The sequence below is a fragment of the Streptomyces sp. NPDC028289 genome, from assembly GCF_055565975.1.
The window spans coordinates 236,921-253,030 of the sequence record NZ_JBVHTI010000011.1; the positions used below are offsets into that span (position 1 = coordinate 236,921).

Here is a 16,110-nt window from a genome sequence, read left to right on the forward strand (position 1 = left end):
AGCGTGGTCGGTCACCCGTCGTACGTCTTTGATGGTGATGACCTCGACGCGCAGGAGCGCTCGATTCCAGTCGGGAGTACCGAGGAGCCAGTCGATGCGCTGTGGGGCCCTGGTCCGTGCGTCGCAGGCTGGCGGTGGCGGCCAGGGCGTCCTTCTGCTGCAGGACGGTGCCCGCGTGGTGGGCGAGGTCGGTGAAGACCGCTTTCGGGCCGCCGGTGAGGATTTCGCTTGGCTGGGTGTCGGAGACACGTTTGCCGTCCCGCTCGATGATGCGCTGCTGGAAGTGAACCGGGTCTTCGACCTGGGCCCAGTCGAGGAGTTCGGTGGTCTCGTCCGCCGCGCGGTGAGGGTAGCTGTTGGTGTCCATGCCGATCAGGGCGGTGCGGCCGGTCGGCGATCTGTGGTCAGGTAGGGCGGGCTGTGATGCTGCGTTCGATCACTCATGTGGTTTGCGGTACTTCCTTCAGGGGGTTGCCTGGTGCCGCCTTGTCGTCGTGCAGAAGTCGCTTCAGCTCGGCTTCGCCGAGGGCGACAGACTCCGACAGAGACCGCAGGTGATCCGCGGGCAGGGTGCCGGCACCGAGACCTGCGGCCCCGACCACGGAGCCGAGCGAAGATGCCCGCGTGGCGCTGAGGATGGCTCGGGCAGACGGGTCGTCCAGCACTTCACGCGCGGCGTAGGCATCGAGACGGGCCACTTCGGCAAGAGCTTCGAGGAGCGCGCTCGACTGCGGCCCGTTGGCGTTGAGTTCCAAAGCGGCCAGGCCCGCCCGGGTCTGGAACACGGCGGTCGAGGGCTTGGGATCGGCCAGGAGCGAGGCGGCTGCGCGCTGGGCCCGGTTGAGGTCGGCCCTCGGCAGCCGTGCCTCGGCGGGGCGGCAGTGGACGCGCAGGAGCTGGCCGACGGCGGTCTCCCAGGGGGCCATGGGCTGGGTGGTGTCGATCAGGTCGCGGGCCTGCTCCTCCAGCCCCTGCTCCATGAGAGCCATGATCTTGATCTGGCGGCCGTCAAGGAGGCGGTTGCCGATGCCGCGGTGCTGGGCCATGGCGTCGGCCGCCTCAGTCCACCGGCCGATGCGGGCGAGGGCGCGGGCACCGTCCACGAGCAGGGTGACGTACAGCTCCTGGCACACCGTGCGGTGGTCCTCGTCCGTGCCGGTCAGAGCAGACAGGTCGATGGTGCGGCCGTCGATGTCGGTCTTGTTCCGGTGTCGGGCAGCGTCGTTGAGGCAGAGCAACAAGCTGTAGGCGAGTTCGCCGTGGCCGGCGCGGGTCTGCAGCCGGGAGAGGTTGACCAGCGGCATCAGCGACATGACGGCGACCCGGCCGCTGAGGCGTCCGGCGTCGGCGAAGACCTGGTGCTGGCGCCAGCACAGATCCTCGGCCAGGTCGGACAGGCCGACGTCGGAAGTGATGAGCGCGGCGTAGTTGAGGACCCCGCAGGCGCGGGCCACCAGGTCGTGGTGGCTCGCACCTGCGGGCGCGACGGTCAGCCCGGTGAGATGGTTGATGCGCTCCTCCAAGGGGAGCGCGGGCGCCTTGGTGCGGCGGACCAGGGGGATGCGGCTGGCTATCGCGGGGATCACCGGCTCAGCCCTTGCGCGCCCAGTCGACGACCAGTCGGCTGTAGGGCTTGTCGATGATGAAGCGCGGGTCGTCCGCCGTCAGCCGGTCGCGGGAGTCGGCGACGGCCATCCGGAAGCCCGGCTCGGGGGCGTCGTTGCCTCCGGTCGCGTCCCAGGCGCGGATCTCACTCACGACGCGCTCGGCGAGGTCGGCGCCGCCCTCGCCGTGGCCGATCACGCCGACCTCCCAGTACCGGCCCTTCTCATCCTCGCCCTCGCGGATGGTCAGGTACGCGAGCGAACCGCCGTCGAGAGCGGCCATGGAGCCCCAGCCGAAGTGGGGGGTGAACCCGGGGCGCTGGCCCGGCAGGCGGGAGAGGCCGTTGGGCAGGACGGCGGCCAAGTACAAGTAGAGCCACTCCCACGCCGAGCCCTGCCGGAACTTCACTGCGGTGTAGAGCTTGGTCTGCTGCTGGTCGAGGACGGAGCGCAGGGCGTCGCGGTCGACGTCCTGCTCGCTGAAGGTCTCCAGACGCACCGTGCCTTCCCCGGCCATGGGCAGGAGGGTGTACACGTCGTCGCAGACGCCCTTGCGCAGGGGGACGAAGGTGGCCATCTCGCAGGAGACGGTCTTCCACGTGTCGCCGTCGCGTTCGAAAGCGAAGGAGCGGGAGACGCTGCCGCGGATGCGCATCGGCAGCACGAGTCGTCCGTTGAGGGCGAGCTGGTCGAGGATTTTCACGGGGACGTCGCCGGCGCCGACGGTGAAGATGATCCGGTCGTAAGGGGCATGCTCGGGCAGCCCGGCTGCGCCGTCGGCCATGACCGCGGTGGCATTGTCGACGCCGACCCCGTCGAGGTTCTTGTTCGCGCCAGCGACGAGGTCCTGGTCCACGTCGAGGGTCCACACCTGTCCGCCAGGGGAGACGATCTTGCCGAGGAGCGCGGCGTTGTAGCCGGTGGCGGCGCCGGCTTCCAGGACCTTGTGGCCGGGCTGGGCGCCGAGCTGTTCGAGCTGGGTGGCGACGATGGACGGCGCGGAGATACAGGAGATCATCTCTCCGTGCTCGTCGTGCTTGATCGGGACGGCGTCCTCCTTGTACGCGCTCTCCAGATCGACGCCGGGCAGGAAGGCGTGTCGGTCGGTGGTGCGGAAGGCGTCGATGGCCGCCTGGCTACGCAGGTGGCCGCTGTCGACGAGCCGCTGGGCGAGGGTTTCGCGCAGCTGGTTCGGGTCGGTTACGGGTGTCATGGTGGTCTCCATTCGAGGGAGGCTAGGGTCCGCCGGGACGGACTTGCGGGTAGACACGTCCGCTCCTTCTCCGGTGGAGAAGGCGACGTGACGGCCGAGCCACGCGGTGGCGGCCTGCGCGTCTGCAGGCACCCCGGCGCGGTTGAACGCGAAGATCGCGTGATGGGCGATGACGCCCCGGATTCCGCGTATCAGCCGGCCGTCGGCGGCGAGCCGACGCAGGCGGCGGCCGGCGTCCTCGAATGCGGCGACGCGCTCGTCCCAGCCCGCCTCCGCGTCGGGGCGCCGGGCGGCGTCCGCGTTCATCAGCCGCCGCATCGCGGAGACGGCTTGCTCCAGGGCGGGCCCGTGGGGCGGGGTGACGGGGGGCCGGAGGGCGGCCCACCGGGCGTACACGTCTCCGGCTTCGAACGGGTCCAGTCCTGCCTCGTGGATCATGGCGGACAGCAGCATCACGCTGCGTTCGCGGGCGCCGGGGGTGCCGGTCTCGGCGAGCGCGGCCGGGCTGTCGGCGCAGAACATGTCGTGCGCCACCTCCATGCCTTCGGAGCCGCCGAAGGCGTGGGTCTCCGGCTCATAGATCCCGTCCGTCCAGCCGGTGATCACGCGGTCGGCGACGAGCTGGTCCAGCAGGCCGGGGACGGGCTGTTCGGTGCGCAGGCGCACGCCGGCGTCCTTGCGCAGGAAGTGGAAGCGGTGCCCGGCCAGCGCGGTCGCCAGTGCCCGGGCGGCGTCCGCGTGCGGGTCGGGGAAAGCCACGGAGGCGTGCCACCAGGACGTGTCCGGGGGGATCGGAAGGTTCTCGGCGTCGAAGGTCATGGGCAGGAAACTCCTTGCGAGGCGGTGGGGGAGAGGGTCAGGTGAGCAGGAGGACACGGGTCCAGCCGGTGGTGTCGGCGGCGTTCAGGGCAAGTTGGGCGCCGGCGCGGCCTTCCATGAATCCGGGTTTCGGTAGGCGCTCCCAGTCGTCGGCCAGTCGTCGGCGCAGGTCCTGGATGATCGGGGTGAAGCGTGCGGGTGCGGGGCTGTCGGCGGCGACCGCGCGGGTGAGCATCAGCAGCCCAGCCCACCCGTGGCAGAGGGTCGAGTCGGTGATGCGGGCCAGCCGCAGCGGGTCGGTCAGGATGGTCTCCACGGTGTCCTCGGCCGCCCGGCGACGGGCGGAGTCGCCGAGGGCGAGCGCGGCGAGCTGCTGGGCGCGGGCGATGCCGGGCTGGCCGTAGCACCAGGACTGGCGGGCCGAATCCGCTGCGGGCGGCTGGTCGACCTCCAAGTGCGCTGCGGTGGACCAGTAGTGGGTGCCGTGCCGGTCGAGCCAGGTCGCGAACGTGCCGACGGCCTCCTCCTGGCCGGGGACGCTGACTCCAGCGCGCAGGGCGAGGGAAAGCACGGACAGGGGCCCCGCGATGCCGTGGGCCATGCCGTTGTTGCCGTGCCCGCCGGCCATCTCCTTCCCGTCAGGGCCGACCGGCGACCACCACCCGGGCAGCATCCGACTGTCACAACGGACGGGGTGAGGGAGCGCGACGAGGCAGGCAAGAACGTCGGGCAGGCGGGGCGCGATCGGGCGGCGGGACAGCAGCAAGGCGGCGAGCCCGGTCAGACCGCGGATGAGGTCCCATTCGGCAAGGCGGGGCAGAACGTCGGCCGCCTGACGGCGGTGGGCGGCGGCGAGCCGGGCATCCACGACGCGGTCGACGGCCGCGCGGACGTCGTCGCCGTCCCCGTGGGCGCGGGCCAGGACGAACTCCAGGGCGGGGGCACCGTGGAAGAGGCTGGCGTTGCTGCCGGTGCTCACCCCCCGGACGGTGGCCTGGGCGAGGTGGCGGCGGGCGGTGGACAAGTCCCGGCGCTCGATGTCGAGCAGGGCCATCCCCAGGACACCCTCGGACAGGTCCTGCGTACGGGGCACGGTCGTCGTGGTCATGAGCGCCTGGCCAGGGGCACGACGATGCTGTGGGCCCGGCCGCCGATCCACCCGTCGGCGTCCGGCGGGGGTGCGTCGTACAGGCTGGCGATGCCGAAGGGGCTGGCGTCCAGGTGCGCCCGCAGGAGGTCCAGGTCGACGTCGCGAGTGAGGTCGAGGGGCAGCTGCTGATCGTCCTCGGCGAGCAGAACCCGCTCGGGAACCCGGAACCGGGCACGCCAGGCGTGGAGTTGGTCCGCCCACTGCTGGAGTGGGGCGGCGCGGGCGGGCAGGGAGCGGCTGCGGATCTTCCATCGGGCGGCGGTGAGGATGGTGCGCCGGTAGGTGAGGGCTGGGGTGAAGGGCAGGGTCCAGGCGGCGCCCCAGTCGAACCAGGTCACCTGCGGCGAAGTGGCCCGGCTGATCTCGCCGAGGAAGCGGGCCATCGGCGGGGTGTAGTGGTTCCACAGGAAGTTGATCGCGGTGGGGGCCAGCAGCTCCAGTCGCTTGCCCGTCGCGGACTCCACTAGCCGGGGCCGACCGTTGGTGACGGTGACCGCGAGGTCGCGGGGGAGGAGGACGTGCGGGCTGGGGTGGCGGAATTCGCCGACGCTGACGATCCGGGGCAGGGCCTGGGGCGCGCGTGTGAGCAGGTCGGCCGGCACTCGCCCGGCGGGGAAGGAGAGTTGCGCGGTTTCCGCCTCCGGGTCGACGGTGGGCAGGTTCGTGTAGGCCGTCTCGGTGCCGGGAAACAGGTGCCAGAACCGGCCGGTCATCGACCCGGCCGAGCGGGAGACGGTCAGCACGCGCAGCCGGAAGTCGCCCCGGTCCAGGGCCGGAACAGAGGCGGCGTGGACCTGTGCGGCCAGTTCGAGGTGGGGAGCCAGGTCGCGGGGCTTGTCGCCCGCTGCTGCTTCCAGTTCCTCGATCATCGCCCCGGTCACCGTAACGATGCGGCTGCCCTCGGTGGCGGCGGTGCCGGCCAGCTCCAGCAGCAGGCGGTCACGCCGGGACATCGGCCGGGGCGGTTCGCTCGCCGTAACAAACCCTGCAGGGAAGCCCACGCCCCGGTCAGGGTCCGTCACCGCTTCCACCGGCATTGCGGTGTTCTCGCCGTAGCGTTCGCAGAATTGTTCGATCCATCGCCGCCAGGGCGGTGTCCCGGTCGGATGGGTGACCAGGCGGGCCAGGACGGTCGCGGCGGTCTCCACTTCGGTCAGCACCTGCACGGGCAGCCGCACGTCGGCGTCCAGCCGCAGGTCGCACGCTGTCCGCAGGCCGGCGGCCTGAGCGCGCACCGCGGGCGGCAAGACGTCGGTGGGGTCGGCGACGGTGGCGGGCGCGCGCAGCGAGGAGCGCAGGAGCCGCACCCGCAGCAGTTCACCCAGCAGGCGGTTGCGCGCGGTGCCGCTCACGGCGGGGAACTCCGCGGCCAGCTTGCCCGACAACTGGCGATACCCGATCGGCGATCGGGCCAGGCCGAGGATGAGACGCAGCGCGGGGCTCAGAGCGAGGCGGAACTCGGCGTCGCCCTCGGAGGGCACGTGGATGTGATGGTCGCGCTGATAGATCAGGGTGTTGACGCAGACCTCGGCGTCGGCCATGCGCGCAGCGTCGCTCTCCCAGGCGCTGAGCATCTCATCGAGCCCGACCGGCTCGAGGCGGGTCACGGCCTGGTGCTCGTCGCCGATGCGAACTGACGTGGTCTGCGCGAAGCCGAGCGGGGCGACGCCGGCGAACAGGCCATAAGGGGTGGAGCGGCGGGCGTAGCGGATCGCGTATCGGGCGGTGGACAGCGCCGCCCGCCGCATCCGGCGCACCTTCGGTGTGCGGCCGTCGATGATGGCCTGTACCTGGTGCGCAAGGTGAAGGCTCGCCTGCGACACGGTGTGGCGGAAGTCGGTGTCGGACCACACCGTGCTCAGCCATGCGCGCCACTCATCCACGGGCGCCGTGGTCGCCGGCCAGGGCAGCATGGCGGGCTCGGTCGTGTGGACCGCGGCGCGCAGCATGGCCTGCCCCGCCGCTTCGTACAGGCTGGGCCGGTGCTGTGTCATCAGGGCTCTCCTCATCTTCTGCGTGGCGGGCGGGCGGGCCGGACGGGGAGAGCCCCGTCCGGCCCGCATTGCCGGGTGATCCGGCTTACGAGGTGGTGCAGGCGCTGGGGCAGGAGCTGCCGCAGTTGTCGCCCGTGCTGCACATCAGGACCGTCTCGGTCGCCGGCGTGCCCTCGATGAAGGTGATGTCGAGTCCGAACGGGTCGTCGTCGGTCTTCACGAGGTCCGCCTGCGCGGGGGCGGTCGGCCTCTCGGCCTGGATGGCGGTCATGCATGCCTCCTAGGAGTGGTGGATGGTGCGGGATGCCGAGGCCCGGTCGGACCCCGGGGTCTGCTGCCGGACGGCGATGGGCGGCGAAGTCGCCTGAGGGTCGCGCGTCCGGAAGGGGGTGTCGTGCCGTCAGGCTCCTGCGGGCTGCGCTTCTTTACGTGGCCTCCGCGAGGACGAAGGTCGGGGTTTCATCGACAGAGCCGCTGGGCGTGTACCGGCGGTGCACCGCCTTCAGTGCGACGGCGATCGGCGGTAGACCGACGGTGGCTCTGCGTGTGTCGACTGACTCCGGCGCGCGCAGCGGGCACAGTTCGATGCCGTTGATGCTCAGCAGGAGCTGGGTGCCGTACTCCTGGTCGCGCCCGCTGGTGATGAGGGCGCGGTCGTGCAGGTGCGCCCAGTGCAGGACCAGCGCGTCGCCGGCCTGGACTGCGCGCCCGAGGAGGGTGGTGGCGGCGCGCTGGAAGTCGGGTTCGTCGTCGCTGTGCAGGGCGATGCGCCATGCGGCACGGGCCGCATCGGGGCCGACGAGGCGATGGCCGGGCCAGTCGTGGTCGGCCAGGATGCGGCGCAGCACTTTGGTGTTGGCGTGGTCGGTGTGCCGGCCCTGTCCGAGTTGGACGGCGTCGAGTTGGTCGCGCACGCGCTTGGCCCGGTGCGCGGCCGATTCCGTGGCGCGGGTGATCAGCTCGCGGGCGAGGTCGGGCCGCTGCGGTTCGTCGGTTGTCATGCGGTGCTCCGATCGTCCGGGGCGGGCTGCGGCGCGTGGACCTGACAGCTGATCAGTGCGCGGAGCCCGGGGCGGGGCTCGGCGGGGAGTTCGAGACGGGCGACTCGATCGCCGTCGCGTCCGGGGCCGGATCCGCGCACGTCCCAGCCGGTGTCGGTGAGTCGATGCAGGAGGGCGGCGAGGGGTTCGGCTTCGAGGGCGTGGCGGGCCAGGGTTTCGGCCCGTACGACGTGGAGGTCGAATCGGGCGGCGAAGTCGGACGCCCACAGGGTGATCAGACGAGTGATGTCGTCGGACTGGCCCGGCAGGGTGTGGACGCAGCCCAGGAAGAGGCACGGGCCCTGTCCCCATCCGAGGTCGGGGTCCTGCTCGGGGATCATGCAGGCCAGCAGCCTCCCGTCCTCGAACAGTCCGGCGGACACGGTCTGCGCCTCGCGGAAGAGTGCCGGGATGTCAGCGCGGGCGGGTACGGGCAGGCCGTGAAGGGTGAGCCAGCGCTGGCGGTCCTGGACGAGGGCGGCGGCTTCCTCGCGCTCGGCCGCGGTGCGCAGCATGCGCATCTCGTAGATGGCAGCCTGTGGTGTGGGCGTGAACGGGACGGGGGCGGAGCGGTCTTCGCTGGCCGTGGAGGTCGTGGGCCGGATCACTGGCTTGCCCCGCTTCGCGTCGCGTGAGCGGCTTCCTCGGCCGGCAGCAGCTTCCAGCTGTGCCCCAGCACCACCAGTTCGGTGGTGTCCTGTGCCCCTGCGGCGGCGAGGAGTTGGGCGAGGGCGTCGCGTAGGTCGGCCGGGGCGAGGTCGGCGGCTAGGGCGATGTCGCGGGGCAGGGTGTGTTCGGCGGCGGCCTTGAGCAGGCTGATCTGTTCGGGGCTGAGATCCGGAGCGGGCCGCTGCGGTGTCGGGGCGGTCAGCTGGTCGGAGTCGAGGAGGCGGTGGGCGACGACGGCGAGGGAGCAGCGTTCGGGGCAGGCCAGCTTCCAGCGCACGGTGCGCAGTGTGGAGTGGACGGTGTTCGGCTTGAGCTCGGTGGCGGCTGCGATCGCGCGGGCGTCCAGGCCCTTGATCACGTGCTGGGCGATGCGCTGTTCGGACGGGGTGAGGGGCTGTGTTGGGGCGGGGGCGGTCATGGCAAGGGTTCCTCGTTGAGGGCCGGTCAGTCGGTCGTCGTGGGGCGCAGCAGGACGGGGACGCTGGTGTGTCCGTTGCTGATGAGGCTCGGCAGGCGCTGCAGGTCCTCGCGCCGGGTGGCGAGCTGGGCGTCGGGGAAGCGCTCGAAGAACAGGCGCAGGGCGGTGGCGACTTCGAGGCGGGCCAGCGGGGCACCGAGACAGAAGTGGACGCCGTGCCCGAAGGCGAGGTGCTCCTTGCTGACCCTGGTGGCGTCGAACTGGTCGGCGTCCTGGTGCAGGCTGGGGTGCCGGTTGGCGGCGGCGTAGGAGGCGAGGATGGCGTCGCCGGAGTGGATGGTCTGCCCATCGGGGAGCGGGATGTCGGTGAGGGCGTAGCGCAGGGGCAGGTGCTTGACCGCGGGTTCGTGCCGCAGGGTCTCCTCGACGATGTCCTGCCAGGTGGACCGGCCGTCCCGTACGTGGGCGAGCTGTTGCGGATCGGACAGCAGGGTGGTGAGGGCCTGGTCGATGACGTTGACGGTGGTCTCGTACCCGGCGCTGATCATCAGCAGGAGCGTGTCGCGCAGTTCGGCGTCGCTGAGGGTGGAACCGTCGCCTTCCTCGTCGCGGGTGGCGATCAGCAGCGAGGTCATGTCCTCGCCGGGCGTGGTCCGCTTGGTGGTGATGAGGGCGTCCAGCAGGCGGTAGAGGGCGGCGGCGTTGGCTGCCTGTTCCTCGGCGGTGAGGTGGGTGGCGAACACGTTGTCGACCACGGTGCGGAACTCGGCGCGGTGGCTGACGGGGACGCCCATGAGCTGTCCGATGACGGCGATCGGCAGCGGGTAGGCGAGGTGCTCGCGCAGGTCGACGCTGTCCCCGGCCGGGAGGGCGTCGAGGTCGTCGAGCAGGCCGGTGACCAGGGTCTCGACGCTCGTTTGGAGGGCGGTGGTGCGGCGGGCGGAGAGGGCGGGGGCGACCATGCGGCGCAGGCGGCTGTGGTTCGCGCCGTAGGCGGTGAACATGTTCTCCACCGCGACCCACAGGGCCAGCGGCCAGGTGGGGACGGTCTCGGCGAAGGCCGGCCAGTGGGCGCGGCCATCCTTGGAGACGTCCTTGCTGGTGAGCAGTTGCTTGAGGAGGGCCGGGTCGGAGACGGACCAGGCGCGCACGCCGAGGATGTCCACGAGGGCGGCGGGGCCGCGCTCGCGCAGCGCCTGGTGTTCGGCGTCCGGGTCACTGCCGGTGGGGTCGAGGACGAGGATCTGCTGTTCGGGCACGTCGGGGTCTCTTTCAGCTGGTGGGGAAGGTGACCGGCAAGGTCACCAGGGAGCGGTGGAAGGGGCCGGGGCGCCAGGTGAGGTCCTCGCGGCGGGTGGCGAGGTCCATCTCGGGCAGGGCGTCGAGGACGTGGAGGATGGCGGCCTCCGCGATGAGGTAGGCGTGCGAGCTAGCCGGACATCCGTGCGGGCCGGCGCCCCACGCGAGGTGGGCGCGGTTGCCCAGCGGCGCGCGCCCGCCGAGGTCGGGGTCGTTGTTGCAGGCGGCGTAACTGATGACCACCGGCTCGTCGGCCGGGAGCAGGTAGCCGCCGACGTCGGCCGGCCGAGGCGGGTAGCTCATGGAGAAGTTCGCCAGCGGCGGGTCGCGGTACAGGACCGTGTCCAGGGCTTCGCGGACGGAGGCATCGCCGGCGTGCAGGTCCCCGGAGAAGTCGGGGTTGGTGAGCATCTCCAGGAGCGTGTTGGCGATTAGGTTGGTCAGCGGTTCGATGCCTGCGCCGTAGAGGGTGATGAGCTGCTGGCCCATCTCGGTGTCGTTCAGCCGCGCGACGTGGACGAGGAGCCTGCTGGTCACGTCGTCACCGGGATGCGCCCGGCGCAGGGCGACGAGGTCGGTGACGGCCTGGGCGAGGATTTGGTTGCCGATGGAGGCGTTGACCCCATCGAAGATCTTGGACATGCCGTCCGCGATCCGCAGCCCGACCTCGTCGGGGCAGCCGAGCAGGTGGCTGAGCATCTTAAAGGCGAGCGGCCAGGCGTACTGGGCCAGCAGGTCGGCCTTCCCCTCGGCTGCGAAGGCGCCGATGGTCTGGGCAGCGACCTGCTCGACGTGATCGCGCAGCGCGTGCTGGTCGACGGCCTGCAACGCGGCGGTGTTCGCGGCCCGGTAGCGGGAGTGCTCGGCGCCGGCGGAGCGCAGGGCGTTGGGCCGGTACTCCATCATCGGCCGGATCGGGCAGGTGTCCGGGACGGTGACCTGCCACCTGCGCGGGTCGGCGGGGAAGCGCTGAGGGTCGCCGAGGATACGGCGGGCCGCCTCGTAGCCGACGACCAGCGTGGCGGGCACGCCGGGCGCCAGGTCCACCGGGACCAGGGGACCGAACTGCTCGCGCATCCGCTTGTAGAAGGCGTGCGGGTCTTGGGCGAAGTCCGGTTCGTACAGGGAGATGCGAGGGGGCGCTGTGCTCACGGTCGGGGCTCCAGACGTGCGAGGTATTCGGTGAGCTGGATCAGGGCCTGCATGCACGACGCCCGCTCGCGGGCGTCGCATACGGTCAGCGGGGTGTGTCCGTCCAGGGCGAGCGCCTCGTGGATCTCGACGAGCGGGTAGCGGGGTGCGCCGTCGAACTGGTTGACCGCGACCGCGTACGCCACTTCGGCCTCTTCGAGGAGGGTGAGGATCTCGTGGGAGGCGTCGAGGTCGCGGGGGTCGACCAGGACCAGGGCGCCGAGGGCGCCGACGATCAGCTCCTCCCACAGGAACCGGAACCGGGCCTGGCCCGGGGTGCCGAACAGGTACAGCACCAAGTCGTCGCCGAGATGCTTGCGCCCGAAGTCGACGCCGATGGTTGTAGTGGATTTCTCCGGCGTGCGATCCAGTTCGTCGACCAGAGCGCTGGCCTGGGTGATGGTCTCTTCCATGTGGACGGGCGGCACTTCGGAGACGCTGCCGACGAAGGTCGTCTTGCCCACGCCGAAGGCTCCGGCGACCACGATCTTCGCGGTCGCCGTCACCGTCGGCGCGACGAACCGGTCAGGCGTGACGGCGGAGGCCATGAAGGACCCTTTCGATCAGTGAGGCGGGAGGGCGTTCGTCGTCGTGGCCCTGGGCGAGGGTCATCAGCCCGAGTCCGATGAGATCGGCGACGAGGATGCGGGTGGTCGAGGGCGGCAGGGCGAGTTCGGAGGCGATCTCCGCGACGGCCAGACCACCGCCGCGGGCGCCGGCGAACAAGGCCAGCAGGCGGCGTCCGTCGGCATGGAGTCCGGGGTGGGTGCCGGTCGCGGCGAAGACCACGCTCTCCAGGCGCACGTCCGTGCCGGGGCGGGTACGTCCGCCCGTGCGGACGTAGGGCCTGACCAGGTCGGGATCCTGCCGCGGCCTGCTCATGCTGGCGGTGCTTCCACGCCACTGGTCACCCGGGTCTTGACACCCAACTGGTCGCCCACGCTGCCCGCCAGCCGCAGGGCGGCCTCGCTGATCACGCCGATGTCGACGTGGGGGCTGCTGGTACGGACGGCGAGCATCGTGTTCTTGCCGGCCGGGATGAGCAGGGAGATGTGGTCGACCGACTCCATGACGAACTGGCGCACGCCCCCGCCGCCCGTCTCACGGTCGAAGGCCCGCGACGCCGCCCACAGCGTCGAGGTGATTGCGGCGATCTTCTCCGCCGGCTCCTTCCGGAGGCGGGGCGTGTAGTCCGGGCTCATGCCGTCGGCCGCGACCAGCACGGCGTACTCCACGCCGTCGGTCTCCTCCAGGCGCTCCAGAAGCCAGCCGATGTTCTTCTCGCTCATGCCTCGTGTCCTTGCTCGTCAGGGGTCAGGGAGGGGGCGGCGTCAAGTTCGGCGCGTGCCGCCTGGGTGCCGCGGGCCCAGGAGGCGATCACGCTCGCGCGTCCCGGCTCCGCGTTGACCGGGCGGCGGGCGGGAGCAGGTGCCGGGGTGCCGCGCCGGTTGCGCCGTGTCAGCCCGCTGGCCGTAGTGCCGGCCGCGGCTGGATCATCGAGGCGCGCCTCTGCCGGCGGGTGTGCAGGGTTGGGGACGGGCTGCGGTTCTCGCACGGGCGGGGCCAGTGCCAGGCGGCTCTCCGGGATGGGTGCGAGCGCGCCCTGCGGGACGCTGTGCGCTGCGGGCGCGGGTGCGGCCTCGGCCACGGTGGTGAGGAGGTCCTGGGGCAGGGTGAGGAGCGCGCGGGTGCCCAGCAGCGCGTTGGGGGCCTGGACGTCGACCCAGAAGCCGTAGTCGCGCGCGAGAGCAGCGGCCACCCGAAAGCCGGTCTTGGGAAGGGCGCCGAGCTGTGTGATGTCGTCGGTGCGCTGGCCGGTGAGGACGTCCCGTGCCTCGTCGAGCTGTTCCGGCGTCATCTGCAGGCCGCTGTCGTCCACGATGACGGTGACCCCGTGGTGGCCCTGCTCGAAGGAGACGTGGACGCGGGACTGCGGCGGGGAAAACCGCAGCGCGTTGTCCAGCAGGAGGGCGAGGGTGTGCACCACGGGCCCGACGACACGGGTCTTCACCGCGAGGGGCAGCTCCTGCGGTGCCACGCGCTGGTAGTCCTCGACGTAGCCCATCGCGGCCCGCACGACATCGGTCAGGGTCGTGGTGGTCCAGTGTCGGGTCAGCTTGCCGCCGGCCAGGACGGTCCAGCCCTGTGCGACCAGCAGCGTCTGTTGGACGGTGCGGTCGATCCCGGTCAGCGTCTCGAAGGTGGCGTCGTCCTGGTGCGCCCGGACCCCCTCGCTGACCCTGCGGCTGGTGCGGGCGGCCATGCCCACCAGCGCCGATGACACGCTGCGCACCGCGGCCTCGGTCGACCGCACGGCGTTCGCCTGCACGCGTGCGATCTCTTGCTGTGCATCGGTGTGCGAACGGCGCAGCTCCTCCGCCCCATGTGTCTTGACCTGTTCGATCTCCTGGTGCGCGGCGTACCGGATGTCACGGACGATGGCCTGGGCGAGGCCGGCAGTGGCCTTGGCCACGAGCTCCAGCCGCTCGCCGACCGCGGTGCCGGTCAGCCCCGGCGGCAGAACAGGCGGAGCAACCCGGCCGCCGGCCTTGTGGATCTGCGGCAGTACCTCGTGGACCAGCCGGTCCAGGGCCTGCTCGGTGGCCTGCTGTTCTCGGGTCAGCAGATGTGCTTGCTGTCGTGCCGCGAGCCAGCGGCGACGGGTGACCCAGATCATTGCCGAGGCGATGACCGCCGCGAGGGCGAGCAGGACGAACGTGGTGATGGCGGGCGTGTTCATCGGGCACTCGCCGCCACGAGGATGTCCGCGTCGGCCGTAGGCGCACTCGCGCCAAGCTGCTGCAGCAGGAGCGCGGATCCGATGACCCCGATGTGGCTGTACGCCTGTGGGAAGTTGCCCAGCTGCCGCCCGCTGGTGGGGTCGTACTCCTCGGCGAGCAGGCCGAGGTCGGTGCGCAGGGCCAGCAGCCGCTCGAACAGAGCGTGGGCTTCGTCCAGGCGGCCGGTCAGGGCGAGCGCGTCGACCATCATGAACGAGCAGAGGAGGAAGGTCCCCTCGTTACCGGTCAGGCCGTCGATCCCGGTGCGCTTCCCGGTGGTCCGGTACCGGTGCACGAAGCCCTCGGGGGTGGACAGTTCCCGGCGGACCGCTTCCACCGTTCCGACCACGCGCGGGTCGTCCGGTGGCAGGAAGCCCACCCGGGGGATCAGCAGCAGGGCGGCATCAACCTCCTGCGATCCGTAGGACTGGGTGAAGGTGTTGCGCTCGGCGTCGAAGCCGCGGGTGCACACGTCGCGGTGGATGGCCTCGCGCAGCTCGATCAGTGCGAACAGGTCGGCTTCCATGGCGCCGGCCTCGATCAAGCGGATGGTGCGGTCGACGGCCACCCAAGTCATGATCTTGGAATGGACGAAGTGCCGACGCTTTCCGCGGACTTCCCAGATCCCCTCGTCGGGCATCTGCCACCGCTCGGCGAGGTGCTCAACGAGTCGCTGGTGGAGGACCGCAGTGTCGCCGCAGTGGGCGACATCGCTCTCGTGCGCGAGGTAGAGGGTCTCGATCACGTAGCCGTAGACATCGAGCTGCACTTGGTCGGCCGCGCGGTTGCCGATCCGGACCGGTGCGGAGTTCTCGTATCCGGGCAGCCAACCCAGCTCCCGCTCCGTCAGGTCCCGCTGGCCGGTGATGCCGTACATGATCTGCAGGTTCTCCGGATCGCCGGCCACCGCCCGCAGGAGCCACAGGCGGAAGGAGCCGGCCTCCTGGCGAAAGCCCGACCCGAGCAGTGCGCCCAGGGTGGTGGAGGCATCGCGCAGCCAGGTGTAGCGGTAGTCCCAGTTCCGTTTGCCGCCGAGTTCCTCGGGCAGCGATGTGGTCGGCGCGGCGACGATGCCCCCGCTGGGCGCGTACGTCATCGCCTTCAGGGTGATGAGCGAGCGGAGGACGGCGTCGCGGTAGGGCCCGGTGTAGGTGCACTGGCTCGTCCAGTCCTTCCAGAACGCCAGGGTCGCCTCCAGAGCGGCTTCGGGCTCTGGGATCTCGGGCGGGCTGCCGTGGGAAGGGCTCCAGCTCAGCACGAAGGCCACGCTGTCGCCGGCGGTGACCGTGAAGGAGCCGACGATGGCCCCGTTCTTCTCCCGCTGCTCGGTGGCCGTGTCCAGCCACAGTGCGTCCTCGCCGCCCTCGGCCACCATGCGCCCGCCCACCTCGTGGACCCACGGACTGATGCGGCCGTAGCCCGGGCGGGCGCGCAGCGCGGACACCATGAACACCTGACCGGCCGTGCCTTCCACGATCCGGATCACCTGCGGCGCTCCGTTGCGCGGCGGCATGAAGTCGGTGACCGTCACGCTGCCGGAGGAGGTCGTCCACACCGTCTCCAGCACGAGGAACTCGCCGACATAGCGCCGCTCGGCGCTTGCTGCGGAGCCCTCCTGGAAGGCGGCGGCGGGGGCTATGCGCCATGCCCCGTGCTTCTCCGAACCGAGCAGGGCCGGGAACGGGGCCGGCGAGTCGAAGCGGGGCAGGCACAGCCAGTCGATCGAACCGTCATCGCAGACGTGGGCGCTGGTCTGCATGTCGCCGATCAGGCCGTACTGCTCGATGCGCGGAAGCCGTTTCATCGTGTGGATCTCCGTGAGCCCCGTGCGTCCGGGGTGGTATCGGGGCCGCCGCAGCGGCCTGGAACGGTGGGCAGAAGGCAGGTCGGTGGTCACGGGGGTGAGGGGGAGCGTTGCCGGGCGGCGGCAATT

General features: G+C 71.3%; 16 protein-coding genes. 1 reads left to right on the forward strand and 15 read right to left on the reverse strand.

Annotated elements, in window-relative coordinates; all coding sequences use genetic code 11:
- Positions 1–175: 175 nt before the first annotated feature.
- Entirely contained in the window at positions 176–412 is a 237-nt protein-coding gene (locus ACZ4UV_RS45945) for a hypothetical protein (protein WP_467847237.1), read from the forward strand.
- Between the two features lie 28 nt (positions 413–440).
- On the opposite strand, the gene ACZ4UV_RS45950 is transcribed toward ACZ4UV_RS45945, so the two are convergent.
- The 15 genes from ACZ4UV_RS45950 to ACZ4UV_RS46020 form a co-directional block, all read right to left on the reverse strand.
- A complete protein-coding gene (locus ACZ4UV_RS45950; RefSeq protein ID WP_467847240.1) occupies positions 441–1,586 on the reverse strand; it encodes a hypothetical protein in 1,146 nt (381 codons plus the stop codon).
- Between the two features lie 4 nt (positions 1,587–1,590).
- Positions 1,591–3,636, reverse strand: a complete 2,046-nt coding sequence (gene fxlM, locus ACZ4UV_RS45955) for a methyltransferase, FxLD system (RefSeq protein WP_467847242.1) — start codon at positions 3,634–3,636, stop codon at positions 1,591–1,593.
- 37 nt (positions 3,637–3,673) lie between these two features.
- Positions 3,674–4,744, reverse strand: a complete 1,071-nt coding sequence (locus ACZ4UV_RS45960; RefSeq protein WP_351717760.1) for a lanthionine synthetase LanC family protein — start codon at positions 4,742–4,744, stop codon at positions 3,674–3,676.
- Positions 4,741–6,780, reverse strand: a complete 2,040-nt coding sequence (locus tag ACZ4UV_RS45965; RefSeq protein ID WP_467847249.1) for a lantibiotic dehydratase family protein — start codon at positions 6,778–6,780, stop codon at positions 4,741–4,743. Before ACZ4UV_RS45965 ends, ACZ4UV_RS45960 begins: the two co-directional genes overlap by 4 nt.
- Positions 6,781–6,865: 85 nt before the next feature.
- Positions 6,866–7,051 (reverse strand): FxLD family lanthipeptide, encoded by a 186-nt coding sequence (locus ACZ4UV_RS45970; protein ID WP_384577158.1) that lies wholly within the window; start codon positions 7,049–7,051, stop codon positions 6,866–6,868.
- 154 nt (positions 7,052–7,205) lie between these two features.
- Positions 7,206–7,781 (reverse strand): DUF6624 domain-containing protein, encoded by a 576-nt coding sequence (locus tag ACZ4UV_RS45975; RefSeq protein ID WP_467847252.1) that lies wholly within the window; start codon positions 7,779–7,781, stop codon positions 7,206–7,208.
- Entirely contained in the window at positions 7,778–8,341 is a 564-nt protein-coding gene (locus tag ACZ4UV_RS45980; protein WP_467847255.1) for a hypothetical protein, read from the reverse strand. The genes ACZ4UV_RS45975 and ACZ4UV_RS45980 overlap by 4 nt, the downstream gene beginning before the upstream one ends.
- A gap of 83 nt (positions 8,342–8,424) precedes the next feature.
- On the reverse strand, positions 8,425–8,907 hold the full coding sequence (locus ACZ4UV_RS45985; protein WP_467847258.1) for a LuxR C-terminal-related transcriptional regulator: 483 nt from the start codon (positions 8,905–8,907) through the stop codon (positions 8,425–8,427).
- Between the two features lie 26 nt (positions 8,908–8,933).
- Positions 8,934–10,166, reverse strand: a complete 1,233-nt coding sequence (locus ACZ4UV_RS45990) for a cytochrome P450 family protein (protein ID WP_467847261.1) — start codon at positions 10,164–10,166, stop codon at positions 8,934–8,936.
- A 13-nt stretch (positions 10,167–10,179) separates the two neighbouring features.
- Complete coding sequence (locus ACZ4UV_RS45995; protein WP_467847265.1) at positions 10,180–11,358, reverse strand: cytochrome P450; 1,179 nt, start codon at positions 11,356–11,358, stop codon at positions 10,180–10,182.
- Positions 11,355–11,945 carry a GTP-binding protein gene (locus ACZ4UV_RS46000; RefSeq protein ID WP_467847269.1) on the reverse strand — a complete coding sequence of 197 codons (591 nt, stop codon included), beginning with the start codon at positions 11,943–11,945 and terminating at the stop codon, positions 11,355–11,357. Before ACZ4UV_RS46000 ends, ACZ4UV_RS45995 begins: the two co-directional genes overlap by 4 nt.
- On the reverse strand, positions 11,923–12,279 hold the full coding sequence (locus ACZ4UV_RS46005) for a DUF742 domain-containing protein (protein ID WP_351717744.1): 357 nt from the start codon (positions 12,277–12,279) through the stop codon (positions 11,923–11,925). The genes ACZ4UV_RS46000 and ACZ4UV_RS46005 overlap by 23 nt, the downstream gene beginning before the upstream one ends.
- Positions 12,276–12,686 (reverse strand): roadblock/LC7 domain-containing protein, encoded by a 411-nt coding sequence (locus ACZ4UV_RS46010; RefSeq protein ID WP_351717742.1) that lies wholly within the window; start codon positions 12,684–12,686, stop codon positions 12,276–12,278. The genes ACZ4UV_RS46005 and ACZ4UV_RS46010 overlap by 4 nt, the downstream gene beginning before the upstream one ends.
- Positions 12,683–14,137, reverse strand: coding sequence for an ATP-binding protein (locus ACZ4UV_RS46015; RefSeq protein ID WP_467847274.1), 1,455 nt, complete (start codon positions 14,135–14,137; stop codon positions 12,683–12,685). The genes ACZ4UV_RS46010 and ACZ4UV_RS46015 overlap by 4 nt, the downstream gene beginning before the upstream one ends.
- Complete coding sequence (locus tag ACZ4UV_RS46020) at positions 14,134–15,981, reverse strand: glycoside hydrolase family 15 protein (RefSeq protein ID WP_467847277.1); 1,848 nt, start codon at positions 15,979–15,981, stop codon at positions 14,134–14,136. Before ACZ4UV_RS46020 ends, ACZ4UV_RS46015 begins: the two co-directional genes overlap by 4 nt.
- Positions 15,982–16,110: the final 129 nt, after the last annotated feature.

Excerpts from the sequence above, each read along its gene's own strand:
- fxlM (WP_467847242.1), bottom strand. The coding sequence starts at position 3,636 with ATGACCTTCGACGCCGAGAACCTTCCGATCCCCCCGGACACGTCCTGG.
- ACZ4UV_RS45960 (WP_351717760.1), bottom strand. The coding sequence starts at position 4,744 with ATGACCACGACGACCGTGCCCCGTACGCAGGACCTGTCCGAGGGTGTC.
- ACZ4UV_RS45965 (WP_467847249.1), bottom strand. The coding sequence starts at position 6,780 with ATGACACAGCACCGGCCCAGCCTGTACGAAGCGGCGGGGCAGGCCATG.
- ACZ4UV_RS45970 (WP_384577158.1), bottom strand. The coding sequence starts at position 7,051 with ATGACCGCCATCCAGGCCGAGAGGCCGACCGCCCCCGCGCAGGCGGAC.
- ACZ4UV_RS45975 (WP_467847252.1), bottom strand. The coding sequence starts at position 7,781 with ATGACAACCGACGAACCGCAGCGGCCCGACCTCGCCCGCGAGCTGATC.
- ACZ4UV_RS45980 (WP_467847255.1), bottom strand. The coding sequence starts at position 8,341 with ATGCGCATGCTGCGCACCGCGGCCGAGCGCGAGGAAGCCGCCGCCCTC.
- ACZ4UV_RS45985 (WP_467847258.1), bottom strand. The coding sequence starts at position 8,907 with ATGACCGCCCCCGCCCCAACACAGCCCCTCACCCCGTCCGAACAGCGC.
- ACZ4UV_RS46000 (WP_467847269.1), bottom strand. The coding sequence starts at position 11,945 with ATGGCCTCCGCCGTCACGCCTGACCGGTTCGTCGCGCCGACGGTGACG.
- ACZ4UV_RS46005 (WP_351717744.1), bottom strand. The coding sequence starts at position 12,279 with ATGAGCAGGCCGCGGCAGGATCCCGACCTGGTCAGGCCCTACGTCCGC.
- ACZ4UV_RS46010 (WP_351717742.1), bottom strand. The coding sequence starts at position 12,686 with ATGAGCGAGAAGAACATCGGCTGGCTTCTGGAGCGCCTGGAGGAGACC.
- ACZ4UV_RS46015 (WP_467847274.1), bottom strand. The coding sequence starts at position 14,137 with ATGAACACGCCCGCCATCACCACGTTCGTCCTGCTCGCCCTCGCGGCG.
- ACZ4UV_RS46020 (WP_467847277.1), bottom strand. The coding sequence starts at position 15,981 with ATGAAACGGCTTCCGCGCATCGAGCAGTACGGCCTGATCGGCGACATG.